Origin of the sequence: Haloferax marinum (assembly GCF_009674625.1) — an archaeon.
GTDB lineage: Archaea > Halobacteriota > Halobacteria > Halobacteriales > Haloferacaceae > Haloferax > Haloferax marinum.
Genome location: NZ_WKJQ01000001.1, coordinates 2,101,960 through 2,117,201 on the forward strand (window position 1 = coordinate 2,101,960; position 15,242 = coordinate 2,117,201).

General features: G+C 62.9%; 15 protein-coding genes. 7 read left to right on the forward strand and 8 right to left on the reverse strand.

The features are described 5' to 3' along the window. Window positions 1-108 precede the first annotated feature (108 nt). The gene (locus GJR99_RS10685) at window positions 109-894 is read right to left on the reverse strand and encodes a molybdopterin synthase (RefSeq protein ID WP_151111982.1); all 786 of its coding nucleotides are present in this window, start codon (window positions 892-894) and stop codon (window positions 109-111) included. 77 nt (window positions 895-971) lie between these two features. After that, entirely contained in the window at window positions 972-1,271 is a 300-nt protein-coding gene (locus GJR99_RS10690) for a hypothetical protein (protein ID WP_151111985.1), read from the reverse strand. A 93-nt stretch (window positions 1,272-1,364) separates the two neighbouring features. On the opposite strand from GJR99_RS10690, the gene pyrH reads away from it, so the two are divergent. Both pyrH and lysS read left to right on the forward strand, forming a co-directional pair. Next, window positions 1,365-2,078: a UMP kinase gene (pyrH, locus tag GJR99_RS10695; RefSeq protein ID WP_151111987.1), complete on the forward strand. Its 714-nt coding sequence runs from the start codon at window positions 1,365-1,367 to the stop codon at window positions 2,076-2,078. A 1-nt stretch (window position 2,079) separates the two neighbouring features. Beyond that, entirely contained in the window at window positions 2,080-3,759 is a 1,680-nt protein-coding gene (gene lysS / locus GJR99_RS10700; RefSeq protein WP_151111989.1) for a lysine--tRNA ligase, read from the forward strand. Window positions 3,760-3,795: 36 nt separating this feature from the next. Here lysS and GJR99_RS10705 read toward each other — a convergent pair whose 3' ends face one another. Next, the gene (locus GJR99_RS10705; protein WP_151111991.1) at window positions 3,796-4,350 is read right to left on the reverse strand and encodes an LURP-one-related/scramblase family protein; all 555 of its coding nucleotides are present in this window, start codon (window positions 4,348-4,350) and stop codon (window positions 3,796-3,798) included. A gap of 128 nt (window positions 4,351-4,478) precedes the next feature. Here GJR99_RS10705 and GJR99_RS10710 point away from each other — a divergent pair, with 128 nt between their 5' ends. The 3 genes from GJR99_RS10710 to GJR99_RS10720 all read left to right on the forward strand — a co-directional run bounded on the left by GJR99_RS10710 (window position 4,479) and on the right by GJR99_RS10720 (window position 8,375). Next, window positions 4,479-4,904, forward strand: coding sequence for a hypothetical protein (locus GJR99_RS10710; protein WP_151111993.1), 426 nt, complete (start codon window positions 4,479-4,481; stop codon window positions 4,902-4,904). Between the two features lie 86 nt (window positions 4,905-4,990). Beyond that, on the forward strand, window positions 4,991-6,784 hold the full coding sequence (locus GJR99_RS10715; RefSeq protein WP_151111995.1) for a site-2 protease family protein: 1,794 nt from the start codon (window positions 4,991-4,993) through the stop codon (window positions 6,782-6,784). A gap of 97 nt (window positions 6,785-6,881) precedes the next feature. Then, window positions 6,882-8,375: a heme-binding protein gene (locus tag GJR99_RS10720; protein WP_151111997.1), complete on the forward strand. Its 1,494-nt coding sequence runs from the start codon at window positions 6,882-6,884 to the stop codon at window positions 8,373-8,375. A 36-nt stretch (window positions 8,376-8,411) separates the two neighbouring features. On the opposite strand, the gene GJR99_RS10725 is transcribed toward GJR99_RS10720, so the two are convergent. Genes GJR99_RS10725 through GJR99_RS10735 form a run of 4 tightly spaced genes read right to left on the reverse strand, consistent with a single transcriptional unit; the run spans window position 8,412 to window position 10,416 of the window. Then, a complete protein-coding gene (locus tag GJR99_RS10725; RefSeq protein WP_151111999.1) occupies window positions 8,412-8,660 on the reverse strand; it encodes a hypothetical protein in 249 nt (82 codons plus the stop codon). A 44-nt stretch (window positions 8,661-8,704) separates the two neighbouring features. Beyond that, complete coding sequence (locus GJR99_RS10730; RefSeq protein ID WP_151112001.1) at window positions 8,705-9,121, reverse strand: SHOCT domain-containing protein; 417 nt, start codon at window positions 9,119-9,121, stop codon at window positions 8,705-8,707. 51 nt (window positions 9,122-9,172) lie between these two features. Next, window positions 9,173-9,340, reverse strand: coding sequence for a hypothetical protein (locus GJR99_RS17480; protein WP_191967108.1), 168 nt, complete (start codon window positions 9,338-9,340; stop codon window positions 9,173-9,175). Window positions 9,341-9,342: 2 nt separating this feature from the next. Then, window positions 9,343-10,416 carry an aldo/keto reductase gene (locus tag GJR99_RS10735; RefSeq protein ID WP_151112003.1) on the reverse strand — a complete coding sequence of 358 codons (1,074 nt, stop codon included), beginning with the start codon at window positions 10,414-10,416 and terminating at the stop codon, window positions 9,343-9,345. 146 nt (window positions 10,417-10,562) lie between these two features. Here GJR99_RS10735 and GJR99_RS10740 point away from each other — a divergent pair, with 146 nt between their 5' ends. After that, window positions 10,563-12,755 (forward strand): glycoside hydrolase family 32 protein, encoded by a 2,193-nt coding sequence (locus tag GJR99_RS10740; RefSeq protein WP_151112005.1) that lies wholly within the window; start codon window positions 10,563-10,565, stop codon window positions 12,753-12,755. A gap of 21 nt (window positions 12,756-12,776) precedes the next feature. Here GJR99_RS10740 and GJR99_RS10745 read toward each other — a convergent pair whose 3' ends face one another. Next, window positions 12,777-14,066 carry a glycoside hydrolase family 68 protein gene (locus tag GJR99_RS10745; protein WP_151112007.1) on the reverse strand — a complete coding sequence of 430 codons (1,290 nt, stop codon included), beginning with the start codon at window positions 14,064-14,066 and terminating at the stop codon, window positions 12,777-12,779. Window positions 14,067-14,240: 174 nt separating this feature from the next. Here GJR99_RS10745 and GJR99_RS10750 point away from each other — a divergent pair, with 174 nt between their 5' ends. Beyond that, window positions 14,241-15,158 (forward strand): acyltransferase, encoded by a 918-nt coding sequence (locus tag GJR99_RS10750; RefSeq protein WP_151112009.1) that lies wholly within the window; start codon window positions 14,241-14,243, stop codon window positions 15,156-15,158. Window positions 15,159-15,242: the final 84 nt, after the last annotated feature.

A 15,242-nucleotide genomic window follows, 5' to 3' on the forward strand; every position in this document is an offset into this window, starting at 1 on the left:
CCTCGAATGTGGTTAGAAAAACACCATTTCACGGCAAAATCGACCCCAATCAGCACCGAATGTGGGGTCGCCGGAGTCGGACGAGTCGACCGGGACCAAGTCGGTGACTCAGCGGTCGTGTACCCAGAACTCCTCTTCGACGGTCGTCTCCTTCTTGAATATCGGAACTTCGTCCTTCAGTCGGTTGATGCCGTCTTCGACGGTTTCGAACGCCTCGGTCCGGTGTCCTGCGAGGACGACGACGAACACGATGTCCTCACCGTCTTCGATGCGGCCGACGCGGTGGTGCATGACGACCCGGTAGACGCCGTCTCGCGCTTCGAGTTCCTCCGATATCGTCGCCATCTTGGCCTCTGCGACACCGTCGTACTTCTCGAATTCGAGTGTGACCGTTCGTGCGTCGCCTTCGGCGTCTTTCGCGCGGACTCGCCCGGTGAATGTCGCAATCGCACCCGCGTAGTCTGCCTGTGGGTCGTCTTTTATCTGCTCGACGAGCGACTCGAGTGTGACGTGCGGTTCGAAGGATTCGACCTCGGCCGCGAGCTCGTCGACGTCGATGTCGTCGACGTCCTCCGCTTCGGTGACGACGTTCGTGGCGTCTGTGCCGCCGAGTGATACCGTCGGGACGCGCGCCTCGGGGAATCCGGTGAGGAGCGCGAAGTCGTACTGCGCAGCGAGTTCGTCGAGAAGCGAGTCGAGCGTCCGGTCGTCTCCGCCACCCATCCAATCTCCGTCGGGTGTGAGCCCGTACGAACCGCTGACTCCGTCGGTCGTCTCTGACTGCCTCGCGGTGCCCGGAAGCGATTCGACGGTGGCGACACGGCCGTCCAGTTTGGGAGCGAGTCGCTCACAGAGGACGGTTGCCCCCGGACCGACCACGCCAAGTACGTACATACAGAGGCTCACGGCCCGCGTCGCTTTAAGATTGCTCCGGTTCTCAGGAGATTTCTCGGGTTACGCCGTTGGTCCGATTAGGCCGGACCGTCGCCGGTCGGCCGAGTCCGATAGAGATACAGCGAGATGCCTGCACCGAGAAAGCCCAGCGACGTGGCGACCCACGGTGCGAGCGCGCCGACGAGCGTGTCGGCCGTCGCGGGGAGTGTATCGTACTGCCAGAGCGCCCACCCGATGGAGAAACACGCCACGACGACCCAGTAGAGGCCGGTTCGACTGTCGAACTCGCCTCGGTAGTACCGGACGAAGAGCGCCCCGAGGGCGAGTCCCCACCCGACGACGATGAAGGTGATCGTCTCTACGGTGACCAGTCGCATACCCGTAGTCGCCGCGAGACTGGTTTAAACCCCCCGACACGGGTGTCTCGCACTTGATAACCCTTAAGACGCGCTCACGGATACCCGTGTGCAATGAGAGTCGTCATCTCCATCGGCGGAAGCGTACTCGCGCCGGACCTCGACCCAGAACGTGTGGAAGGCCACGCGTCGGTCGTCGAAGCACTCGCGCGAGAGGGGTGTGAAATCGGTGCCGTCGTCGGCGGCGGCGGTGTCGCCCGCGATTACATCGGTGCGGCCCGCGACCTCGGTGCGAACGAAGTCCAACTCGACCAAATCGGTATCGACGTGACCCGAATCAACGCCCGTCTGTTGATCGCGGCGCTCGGTCCGCAGGTCGACCCGAAGGTCGCCCACGACTACGAAGACGCCGGCGACGCCATCCGTCGCGGCGACATCTCCGTGATGGGCGGCGTCATGCCGGGGCAGACGACCGACGCCGTCGCGGCGGCGTTCGCCGAATACGTCGACGCCGACCTGCTCGTCTACGCGACGAGTGTCGACGGCGTCTTCAGCGCCGACCCCAAGAGCGACCCCGACGCGACCAAGTTCGAAGAGATGGCCGCGGGTGAACTCGTCGACGTCATCGCCGACATCGAGATGAGCGCAGGCTCGTCTGCGCCGGTCGACCTGTTAGCCGCGAAACTCATCGAACGCGCGAAGATGCGGACCATCGTCCTCGACGGAACCGACCCCAAACGCATCGAACCCGCGGTTCTCCGCGGCGAACACTCGGGGACCGACATCATCCCGGAAGGCGGCGACGAACCGACCTACTGGGCCCAGTGAGATGACGACGGACGAAGACACCTCCGACGCGGCCGCCGACGACTCGCCCGACGCCTTCGACGACGCGGGCGGTTCGAGCGACGACCACCGCGATTTCTGGGCTGACGACGTTGCAGACGAAATCGAAGCACGAGACCCCGACGAGCCAATCGTCATCAAGGGCGGCGTCTCGCCGTCTGGCGTCGCCCACCTCGGCAACTTCAACGAGATTATCCGCGGCTACTTCGTCGCCGAAGTGCTCCGCGAACGCGGTCACGAGGTTCGCCAGGTCTTCACGAGTGACGACAAGGACCCGCTCCGCAAACTCCCCCGCAAACTCGCCGACGAAGACGGAAACATCGTCGGTCTCGGCGAAGTCGATGCCGGCGCACTCGGGCGCAATCTCGGCAAGCCTTACACGTCGATTCCGGACCCGTTCGGTGAAGAGGAGTCCTATGCGGCCCACTTCGCCGCCCTGCTGAAAGCCGACGCCGACCGTCTCGACATCCCAGTCGAGATGCTCTCGAACACGGAGATGTACGAGAACGGCGAGTTCGACCCTGTCGTCGAGCACGTCCTCGAGAACATCGACACCGCACGTGAGGTGCTCGCGAAGTACCAGTCGAAAGTCGACGCGGACTACGTCCCGTTCAACCCCGTCTGTGAAGAGTGCGGGAAGATTACGGAGACCGTCACGTCGGTCGATACCGAGGCTGGAACCGTCGACTACGTCTGTACCGACATGACCGTCGGCGACAACACCATCGACGGCTGTGGCCACGAGGGAACGGCGACGTTCCGCGAGGGCAAACTGCCGTGGCGCTTCGAGTGGCCCGGCCAGTGGCAGGTCCTCGGCGTCGACTTCGAACCGTTCGGCAAGGACCACGCCGAAGGGTCGTGGCCCTCCGGCAAGGATATCGCGGAGAACGTTCTCGAGTTCGAACCACCGATTCCGATGGTCTACGAGTGGTTCACGCTCAACGGCGAAGCGCTCTCGTCGTCGGCCGGGAACATCGTCACCGTCTCGGAGATGCTCGAACTGCTCGAACCCGAGGTGCTCCGGTACTTCTTCGCGCTCAACCCGCGGAAGGCCCGTGACCTCGACCTCTCGCGTCTCGACCAACTCGTCGACGACTTCGACCGCTTCGAACGCGCCTACTTCGGCGACGTCGACGACGAGAACCTCACGCGGTTCGCCAAGCGCGCCTACCCGTTCGTCGTCGACGAGGTGCGCGAAGACCGCGTCCGACTTCCGTACACGTTCGCTGCCGTCCTCGGGATGACCGACGACGAGGACCTCCGCAAGCAGATGGCCACGAACGAAGGCTTCTTCGACGACGACACGCCCGACGACGTGGTCGAAGAGGCACTCGCTCGTGTCGAACGCGCCCGTCACTGGGCCGAGAAGATGGACAACGCGTACAACTACCGCCTCCAGGTCGACCTCCCCGAGTTCGACTTCGACCCAGCAGTCGAGACGGCACTCGACGAACTGGCCGACTTCGTCGAGGAGAACCACGACGGCGAGGCGATTCAGGGCGAAATCTACGAGACTGCCCGTCGCAACGACATCGAGATGGGCGACTTCTTCGCCGCCGGCTATCGCCTCTTCTTCGACGCGACACAGGGTCCGCGTCTCGGTGAGTTCCTCGGGGAACTCGAACAGGACTTCGTCGTCACGCGCCTCCGTCGCGAGGCCTGACGTCGCTGTCACGTCCGACGCGACCACCCACGCCAGTCAGTTTTCTTCTATCGCGTCGATGACGACCGCTCCCACGACGAGGAGTCGAGGGTCGATGTCGTCGCGTTCGAGGTCGATGGAGTAGGTGTCGCGCAGTGAGAACTGCTCGTCGATGGCACCGACAGAGTCGCCGGTGGCGTTCTCGACGCGGTACGAAAACGGGATGAGCGTCGTGATGAACCGGCGGGCGACGGCCATCGGTACGTTGTCCTCGACGATTCGGCCGACCACAGACCCGTTCGAGTCGAGCAGTTGGTAGGTGTGTTTCGCGAAGGAGAACGCCCCGCGTTTGACTGCGCCCACGCGGTCACCAGTCTGGCTATCGACGATATCGTACGCCGCCGACACGTCGAGGACGCTGTCTGCTTTCACGCGAAAACGTTCTTCGCCCGTCTCGTAGTCGTCGAGTCGGAAGTCCTCTTTCAGTTTGAACTTCTTCTTCTTCGCAGAGAGAATCGGTGTCTCGTCGCCTGGGCCCTCGGCTTCGTAGACGACGTACTTGGTGCCGATAGAGACCTTCTGGCGGACTTCGTAGGTGGAACTCTCGAACATGGGTTCGGATGGTTCCGTCTTGGGTTAAAGACCTTCTGGGGGACGACTTATGTTCTCGTCGGGTGTACTCTCGGTACGGTTCGCTCTCCCCGAGCGACCCGTTTGCGGCCCCGCCGCAGTGACCTCATATGTCTCTCATCGACTTCATCAAGGCTGTCGAGGAATCGCAAGAAGAGTTCGACGTCGAATTAGAAGAGTTCGACGCCGACTCCGAACAGGCAGCGACTGCTGACGACTCGTCCGGTGGTCGGTCACTCGGACGCCTCTTCCTCGTGGTCGTCCTCCTCGCTGGTGCGGCGTACGTCGTCTACCGACTCCGTTCGTCGGCTGGCAACGAGTCGTTCACCGATATCGAACTCGGTGCCGAGAGCGCCGACGCAGGCGTGAATGAGGCGGCCGACGACGCGACCGTCTCCGTCGAACACGACCCTGACGACGAGACGACAGGCGACGAAGCGGCACCTGAGGAGACGGAGTCGGAGTCGGACACCGAAGACGACGCCGTCGAAGTCGAAATCGAGTCGCCGGACGACGACTCCGACGACGACGCGTAAGGATTCGACCCGACTGGAATGCCGTACCCCGAAGTGGAGTACCGTAACCCGAACGCCTTTTGGCGCGCGACGCTTCCATTCGGGCGATGAACACGCTGCTGTGGATCCTCGCTGGATTCATCGCTTACTCTCTCCTCGCGGCGCTGTTGCGTGCCCGCGGGATTCTCCCCGAGTACGTCCGCGTACAGGGCCCTCTCACGACAGTTCACACGCGTCGCGGGCGAGAACTACTCGATAGACTCGCCGAACCCAAGCGGTTCTGGCGGGCGTGGAGTAACATCGGTCTCGGAATCGCCCTCGTAATCATGGTGGGGACGTTCGTTCTCCTGTTGTTCCAGGCCATCCTCATCGTCCAGAACCCGCCTGCACCGTCGCAGGTCAACCAACCGCAGAACTTCCTCGTCATTCCCGGCGTCAACGACTTCCTCCCGCTTTCGGTCGCTCCGGAGATTCTCTTCGGCCTCCTCGTCGGTCTCGTCGTCCACGAAGGTGGTCACGGCGTCCTCAGCCGTGTCGAAGGAATCGACGTGGAGTCGATGGGCCTCGTCCTGCTGACGGTTCTCCCTGTCGGTGCGTTCGTCGAACCGTCCGAAGAGAGCCAACGCCGTGCCGACCGCGGCGGGAAATCCCGGATGTTCGCCGCCGGCGTCACCAACAACTTCGCCGTGACCGTCGTCGCGTTCGCGTTGCTGTTTGGTCCCGTCATCGGGTCCATCTCTGTCGCCCCCGGCATCGCCGTCGCCGGTGCGTACGCCGGGTCGCCCGCCGACGCCGCCGGTATCGGCGGTGGCGACCGAGTGACGGCTATCGACGGGACGTCGGTCAACACGACACAGGAACTCGACGCGGCGTTGCTCGCTGCCGACGACCGAACGGTGACAGTAGAGGTCGATGGCGAGCGAACCACGTCGCTGACGCGCGAACTCATCGTCGCCGGGTCGGTCGCTGGCAACCCGGCGAACCTCACTGTCGAATCCGGCGGTGACCCGATTCGCGTGACTGCGGTCAACGGGACGCCCGTCTACACGCGCGCCGGATTCGAAGCCGCCGTCGGTGACTCTCGATTCGCCAGTCTCGACACGTCTGCCGGTGAGCGAACGATTCCGGTCGGCGCGTACATCACGAACATCGCCGAAGACCAACCGTTGCACAACGCGACGGAGTCGACCGCACCGCTCATCGTCACGAACTTCGACGGCAAGCGCATCACGTCGTCGACCGACCTCCAACTCGCACTCGACGAGACCGACCCCGGACAGACCGTCCCGGTCGAAGTGTACAAAGACGGGGAGTTCCGCACCGTCTCGGTGACGCTCGGTGAGAACCCACAGGACGGAAACGGCTTCCTCGGCGTCAACATCTTCGACGGAACGAGTGGACTACTCTTGACGGACTTCGGGACGCGTGAGTACCCCGCTGGGACGTACCTCTCGCTCCTCGGCGGTGACGGCGGCGACGGAACTGGTGGCGTCGCCAACGCCTTCGGCGGGTCACCCCTCCAACTCGTCTACGTCTCGCTGCTGTTACCGCTCGCGTCTGTCGTCCTCGGCATTCCCAACTTCCCCGGATTCACTGGCGAGGTCATCAACTTCTACCAGGTGGGTGGCCCCTTCGGATTCCTCGGCGGCGGTGTCTTCATCTTCGCCAACCTGCTGTTCTGGACGGCGTGGATAAACCTCCAACTGGGACTGTTCAACTGCATCCCTGGCTACCCACTCGACGGGGGTCGAATCCTTCGGACCGGCACAGAAGCCATCGTCTCGCGACTCCCAGTGGACGACCGACACACCGTCGTCCGAACGATTACGACGTCCATCGGATTGACCATGCTGGCGTCGCTCGTACTCATGATATTCGGTCCGACGCTCCTCGGCGGATAAGGCCGGCAATTCGGCAGAGTGGGGGGCCGAAAACGGCTGTTCGTACCCACTGGAACGACTCGCAACTTCAATACCGGATGAATCCTAAGGCCCCTGTATGGTAGAGGCCCCACAGACCGACGAGGGCTGGTTCGCGCTGCACGACTTCCGAACCATCGATTGGGACGCGTGGCGGAACGCACCCGAACACGAACGGAAGCGAGCAATCGACGAAGGCGTCGCCTATCTCGACGCGCACGAAGCGGTCGAAGACGACGAAGAAGGTACTTCGGCAGTCTTCTCCGTCCTCGGCCACAAGGCCGACTTCGTCGTCGTCCACTTCAGACCGACGCTCGACTCCCTCTCTCGCGCCGAACGGAAATTCGAACAGACCGCGTTCGCCGCGTACACGGAGCAACCAACCTCCTACGTCTCCGTCACCGAAGTGTCGGGGTACGTCTCCGACGACTACTTCGAGGGCAACGAAGAGGACGTCGACACCGGACTCCTCCGGTACATCGAGGGCAAACTCAAACCCGACATTCCGGACGACACCTACATGTCCTTCTATCCGATGTCGAAACGCCGCGGCGAAGAACACAACTGGTACGACCTGTCGTTCGACGAGCGCCGCGAACTCATGTCCACCCACGGCGACACGGGCCGCAAGTACGCCGGCAAAATCAAGCAGGTCATCGCTTCGTCGGTCGGATTCGACGACTGGGAGTGGGGTGTCACCCTCTTCGGCGACGACCCGACGGACATCAAGGACATCGTCTACGAGATGCGGTTCGACGAAGTGTCGAGTCTCTACGGCGAGTTCGACCAGTTCTACGTCGGCCGTCGGTTCCCGCCGTCTGACCTCGGTGCGTTCCTCGCGGGCGACGCCGTCCCGACCAGCGAGTTCGGCGACGAATCACACCACCACGCCCACGCGCATGGAGAGGGTGGACACCACGGCGACGGAAGCCACCACGGTGAAGGCGAACATCACGGCCACGGTGACGACGACTCTGACGACGACTCTGACGAGGACATCCGCGACGAACTCGAAGACCTGAACATCTACGGGGGCAAGCCGCACGGCGAAGACGTCTACGCCACGGTGCTGTACTCCGAGGCCGACCCAGACGAACTGTTCGACGAAGTCGAAGGGCTTCGCGAGAACTTCGACCACTACCCGACGCACGTCAAGACGGCCGTCTACGAGGCCAGCGACCGCGACCGGACTGCTGTCGTCTCCATCTGGGAGAAGCCCTCGTCGGCCGAGACGGCCGCTGGATTCCTCTCGGAACTCCCCGACATCGTCGAGCGCGCCGGTGAAGAGTCCGGATTCGGCACGATGGGGATGTTCTACACCGTCAAACCCGACTCCCGAGAAGACTTCGTCGAGAAGTTCGGCGTCGTCGGTGGCCTCCTCGGCGACATGGACGGGCACTTCGATACGGACCTGATGGTCAACGTCGAAGACGAGAACGACATGTTCATCGCCAGTCAGTGGCGCTCGCAGGAAGACGCCATGGGCTTCTTCCGCTCGGACGCCTTCCGCGACACGGTCCAGTGGGGCCGTGACGTGCTTGCGGACCGACCGCGACACGTGTTCTTGGCGTAAGGCTGTTTAGCGCCGGAAAAGGGTTTTTTTGCAGTCTTACGCGAGAGCGGCGCGGACCTCTCTCAGTTTCGGGTGGAACTTGTCCGTTCCGAGGAGGTACGCAAAGTAGAGTACTGCCGCACCCATGACGACTGCCCACGCACCGAATCCGAGGTCACCGTGCTGGACGGTCAGCAGTGCGAATCGCTCGATGTAGGCGCCGGCGAGTGAGAGGACAGCGCTTCCGAGACCGAAGACGAGCAGTTCGAGGAGGTCGGGTAGGAGTTCGACGAATGACGGTCGCATTACCTGCCCCCACTTCGTCGGTCGCTGTGTCTCTTTTGGTCTGGTTACGCTTCCGCGCGTTCCCGCTCGGTTTCCCGCCGCGAGGCATATCCGCGGGCCGAGTCGAGCGTTTCTGTCTCGAGCAGTCGTTCGACCTGGTCCTCGAACGCTTCATCGGTTAGCTGGCCGCGGGCGTACCGTTCACGGAGTTCGTAGAGCGCACGTTCTGGGTCTGTGTCGTCTTCGAGAGGTTGTGAGTTTGGTCGGCCACGAGCGGCCGAGAGAAAATCCATCGTGTACGAGTAGACGACGGCGATGAGACTCCCGATACCGAAGAACCAGATAAACGCCGTCAGGAATGACCCGCCGTTGAGCAGTGCAAACCCCCCGAGGATGACTCCGAGTGCGAGTCCAAACTGAAGCGGGTGCTCGTGGGCGAAGCCACCCACCCCACGCTCGCGGAGGATATCGAGCGAAGACATGACAGATTATTCACAACCTGCCGAAAAAAGCGTTCGGGGAACGCTTTCGGGTCAGCGCCCGCGACGGACGTAGTCCGCGACACCGAAGACGCCGGTCAGCAGGGTCGTGACTATCCAGCGACCCGCGTCGTCACCGCGTTTTCTCGCGTCGAGTCGGACCAGCCACGCGAGGGCGACGTGTGCGACTGCCGTGAGGCCGAGGAACGTCCCGAGTCGCACGGTTAGGCTTCGTTGCGTGCGCCTTCGGCGACGCGCTTGTCGAGGCCGGCGTCACGGATGTCGTCGCCGCCGACGGACGAACGGAGTGCGTCCATCCCGTCGAAGCGGTCGATACCGAAGTTGTCGGCGTAGAGGTCGGCGACGCGCTGCATCTCGTCGTCCGAGAGTTTCGGCACGTCGGACGCGGCGGCCCACTCGGTGATGTCGTCTTTCGTGCGGAAGGTGGGCGTGACCGCTGCCGTGGCGTCGAAGCCGAGGAGCCACGCGATAGCGGCCTGTGCCATGCTTCGCTCTCCGTCGCGTTCGAGGAAGCGGAGCGTCTCTAATTTCTCCCAGCCAGTCTCGTACCACTCGTCGGGGCGGAAGCCACGGTGGTCACCGCTGCCGAGTTCGGTTTCGGGACGGACCTGCTCGTTCAGGAGGCCCGAGGAGTGCGGGACGCGAGCGATGAGGCTCGTTTCCGACCCAGTCTCCTCGATGGTGTCGAGGAAGTGGTTGCCGACTTCCTGTTCGAACATGTTCCAGACGATTTGGAGCGCGTCGAACTCCTCTGTGATGGCCATATCGCCTTCGGCGAGCCAGCCGATGGAGGGACCGAGTGCCCAGCCAGTCGACTTGATGAGGCCTTCTTCTTTCAGTTCGTCCAGTGTTTCGAGGACGTCGGGCGTGACCTCCTCGACGTTCGCGTTGTGGAGTTGCAGCAGGTCGACGTACTCCATGTCGAGTCGTTCGAGACTCTTCTCGGTCGCCTCGCGGACCCACTCGCCAGTGATTACTTTGGGGAGTTCGCCGTGGCCGGCCTGCGGGTTGTTGTAGAAGTCGTAGCCAATCTTGGTCGCGACGGTGACCTCGTCACGGTCGTCTGCGAGGGCCTCACCGACGACCTCTTCGGAGTGGCCAAGACCGTACACGTCTCCCGTGTCGAAGAACGTGATTCCCTGGTCGATGGCGTGGTGAATCATCTCGATGGAGTCTTCGTCAGAGCGGTCACCCCACCAGTCGGTCCCGACGACCCAGGCACCGAAGCCAACCTCGCTGACTTCGATACCGGAGGTCCCGAGTTCGCGGTAGTGCATAGACGGCCCTTAGAATCCTGGTGACTTATTGGGTGTGTTTCGTTCCCGCAAGCGCTCGTTCTCACTCGCGCTCGAATTTGCGTGTCCGTGACTGTGTTCGCACGAATCCGCAGATTCATGGCCGACCATCACCAACTGCGCCGACAATGGAAGAACTCTCCGTCCGCGTTGGGTTCGTCGTCGTCACCGAACTCACGGACGAACAGCGTGCAGCACGAGACTGGGCGGCGACGATTGCGACCGTCGAGACCGTCTCGCTCGACGCACTCGCTGATGGAGCAGTCGACCTCTCCGCGTTCGACGTCGTCTGGTGGCACAGTGACCACCACCTCGACACAGAACGACGCGAACTCGCCGCCGAGTGCGCCGACACACTCGACACGTACCTCCAGGGTGGTGGTGGCCTCCTCCTCACGCTGAACGCGCTCACGGCAGTCGACGTGCTGGGTATCGACCCCGTCACACCCGACGCAGTCGGCACCGAGAGTTCACCGCACCCCACGGGACTGTTGACCAAGTCGATTCACGCCGACCATCCGTTGTTCGAGGGATTCGACACGCTCGGCGTCCACATGCAACCGCCCGAGTCGCCCCGCCCGTTCGCTCGCTACGAACTGTTGCTCCCGGAAGACGGCACGATTCTGGCGAGCGTCGTCCACGGCGACGACTACCTCGTGAACCTCAACTCGGCCGTCGAGTGGCAGCGTGGCGAGGGCACGGTGTACGGTATCGGTGCCGAGGTGTCGTTCCTCTCGCACCACGGCCACGACTTCGAGACGATGGGGTCGAACGAACACGTTCTCCGAAACGCACTCGCACTCCTCGGCGGCGAGACACACCGCCGACCGGCGTTCACTGACCGACCGACCGACCCCTCGGGATTCGCAGCGATGCGTGACCGTCTCGCCGACGACCACCACCGCCCTCGCTACCACCTCGCCGGCCCAGCGAACTGGGTGAACGACCCGAACGGCGTCATCCAGTACGACGGCACCTACCACATGTTCTACCAGTACAACCCCGGTGGGCCGTTCCACGGGTCGATTCACTGGGGACACGCGACGAGTGAGGACCTCGTCCACTGGGAGGACCACCCGGTCGCCCTCACACCCGACCCGGACGGCCCGGACCGAGACGGGTGTTGGTCCGGGTGTGCCGTCGTCGACGACGACGGGACGCCGACGATTCTCTACACGGGTGGTCGCGAACACCACCAACTCCCGTGTCTCGCGACGACGGCAGACCCGATGCTCCGGTCGTGGGACAAAGACCCCGACAACCCGATTATCGAATCTGCCCCCGACGATATCGACGTCCTCGGGACCGACGACTGGGAGGCGGAGTTCCGCGACCACGCCGTCTGGAAGGTCGGCGACGAGTGGTACCAACTCATCGGCTCTGCACTCTCCGACATCGGTGGTGTGGCACTTCTCTACCGCTCGTCCGACCTCCGCGAGTGGGAGTACGTCGGTCCGCTCCACTCCGGAACCGAAGGTCACGGAACCGTCTGGGAGTGTCCCGAACTCCTCGAATTCGACGACTACGACCTCCTCCACGTCTCGAACTACGAGGACGTTCGGTACTTCGTCGGAACCGCCGACCTCGACGCCCCTGATTTCGACGTAGACGACGAGGGACTGCTCGATTACGGTGATTTCTACGCCCCGCAATCGACCGTCGCAGACGACGGTCGGACGCTCTCGTGGGGATGGATAAAAGAGACCCGCGGCGTCAACGCGCAGTGGCACGCCGGGTGGTCGGGCCTGCTCTCACTCCCGCGAGAACTCTCGGTCGACGAGACGGGGACGCTCCATCAGCGACCTGCACGTGAACTGGAGGCCCTCCGTGGCCGGCACGTCGAACTCGACGGTCTGTCTCTCGACGACCGAACCCTCGACGTCGGGGGTCGAACGTCACTTCCACTCTCGGGCAACGCGTACGAACTAGCTGTCGACGTCACTGTCGAAGACGGCGGTGTGTTCGAACTCGGTCTGTTCGAATCGCCCACGCGATTAGAGCGAACCATCGTCCGCTACGACGGTTCACGAGTCACCGTCGATAGAGAACACAGCAGTCGTCACCACGACGTGGACCGCGAATCGCGTTCGATGCCAGTCGATGGGGAGTCGCTGTCGCTCCGGGTCTTCGTCGACGGGTCCGTTCTCGAACTGTTCGCGAACGACGGCTCTTGTCTCACGACGCGCGTCTACCCAGTTCGCCCGGACGCTGACGGTGTCTCCGTCGCCGCGGTGAGTGATTCGCCAGAGGGGACTGTCGAACTCGATGGGTTCGACGCGTGGGAACTCGACGCGGCGTTCGAGGCGCGAAAACGAGAGTGACGAGTTCGGAAGACGTGGCGGTTAGTAGCCGCCGTCGTCGCCGTCGCGGGCCGCCCCGTCCCACCACGATTCTGGGAGTGCCTCACGCCGAAGCGGGAGGTGTCCGTGGTCGAGCGTTCCGACGATGTCTGTCTCGGTGCCGTCGACTCCGATTCGGACCGTCGGGGCGAGCGTGCCACCGAACCGTCGCATCTGTTCTTCGGGTGGCAGCAGCGACACGTCGTCGAGGCTCGGTCGGTTGTAGTCGAAGTAGTTGAAGAAGGACGTGACGAGGAGTTCGTCGCCGTGGTCGTAGACGAGCCACGAGTACGATTGGAAGGGTGCGTTCTCCGGGTTGGTGAGGACCAGTCCGTGGCCGTTCAGCGGTTCGTAGTCGCCGCGTAAGTCGTCGGCGACGAAGCCATAGAGTGCGTCGTAGCCTTCGAGTCCGGGAGCGAAGGTGTGGACGTGACTCGAGATGAAGAGATAGTAGGTGCCGTCGCGGACGACGAGATGTGGGCGTTCGAGTTCTTGATTGACGCAGACTGCGTCCAACAGCGGTGGTCGGAGTTCGAACTCGGTCGGGTCTCCTGTCGGTGAGTGGGCGATGCCGATACTGCCGTTGAACTCCTCCCAGACTGGGTCGTCGCACGCGCCGGTTCCCTCGGGGACGGGCGTGTTCGCCTCGAAGAGGAGGTACGTCTCGCCGGACTGTGGGTCCTCGTAGAACCACGGGTCGCGGAACGTGTATATCATCCCGCGGGATTGGTCTTCGCGTTCGTACCAGTCGCCGTCGGGTGTGAGGATGACGCGGTGGTCCCACGGGCCATCGATACGGAGTTCCGAGTCGTCGGTGTGGACGGTGCCACCCGTCGCGAGTGCGATACGCTGTGTGTAGGTTAGTTCGTCGGCGCCGTCTTCGCCGGCCGCAGTGTAGTAGAAGTAGACTTCGCCGTCGTCGCCGTCGGGGTCGTACATGGCCGACCCGGCCCACTGTCGTTGACCGAGTGTCCCGTCGTCGAAGATTCGGCCACCGGTCGTCCAGTTCTCGCCGTCTGTCGAGTAGAAATACCGAATGGTCGCTACGTCGTGGCGCTTCCCCGGAAGGAGGTCAGACGGCGACGTGAGCGCGAAGATGACGCGACGGCCGTCGATTTCCGCGATAGAGCCGTCTCGATTGCGGAGCAACCACGTGTCCCAGATGTGGAGGTCTTCGTCGAGGCGTTCGTCCGGTGGGTAGATGATTGGCGCGACGTTGGAGTCGTCGCGGTGGAGTCCCTCGGCGTGCGCCCGCGTCCACGCCGGAGTCTCTCGTGTGAATCCTTCACTCATAGGTTGACGAACTTTCTCGGGTGGGATATGTTTCACCATTTCTCGACGACGACTACTACTGAGATAGTGGTTCGTTTCTACCGCGCCAAATCCAGCGAATAGTACCGTTTCGTCGGCTATCGCGGCCGATGCACAACCGAACCCATTTGAACGTCGACGGCGAACGAGGTGGTAATGACGAAGGTCCACGTTTCGCTTCCGGACGACGCTGAGGAGGGCCTCCAGGCCTTCATCGACGACGTAGACGAACGTCTCTCTTCTGACGAAGAGACGTGCCGGGTCGTCCAAGAGACACTCGTCGACCTCTTCGGTGACCGGGAAGCGTGGGAGCGTTGGCAGCGTGGAGAATCCGTCTCACCGGCCACACGAGTCAGACTGCAGGGATACGACCCGTGTAACGCCACCCTCGAAGCCGAATATTACGCCGAGAAAGACGACGAGAAGTTCAAGAAGTCGAAGTATCTCCAGTGGCTCTGGCGACAGTTCGACGCGACACCGATGGCAGACAACGTCGATTTCGCACTCCGGTTCCGACAGATGCTCGCGAACCACCTCTTCGAAGACGCGGGTGACAACCTCCGAATCTTCAAGGGTGTCACGTTCTCGTACGGCCACAACATCACGGTCGGTGACAACACCGTCATCCACGACGACGTCCACCTCGACGACCGGGGAAAGCTCACCATCGGTGACCGCGTCTCTATCTCCGACGACGTACACATCTACAGTCACGCTCACGACGTCGTCGACCAGACCGAAGTTCGCAACTACCACACGACCATCGGTGACGACGCTCGCATCACCTACGCGGCGATGGTGAACGCCGGAAACCACGTCGGGAAGAACGCTATCGTCGGTGCGCGTGCAATCGTCCAGGGAGACGTTCCCGCCCACCACATCGCCGTCGGCGCACCAGCCAAGAGCGTGAAGGTAAAGCCCGGTTTCGAAGACGTGGCCGAACCACTCGACGCCGGTGACGAACGACTGGCCGACGACCGAGAGATACCCTACGACCTGCCGGACAACATCGACGTGTTCGACGAGTTTGGCCGTGACGTTGGCGGCCCCGTACAGCCTCACCGAACCGAATAGGCCGCCGTCGTCGGTCGTCCTCACCGACTCGTGTTTTGTCCTTTCGACGCCACTTGTCCATTCGATCTACTTCTGACCCACGAC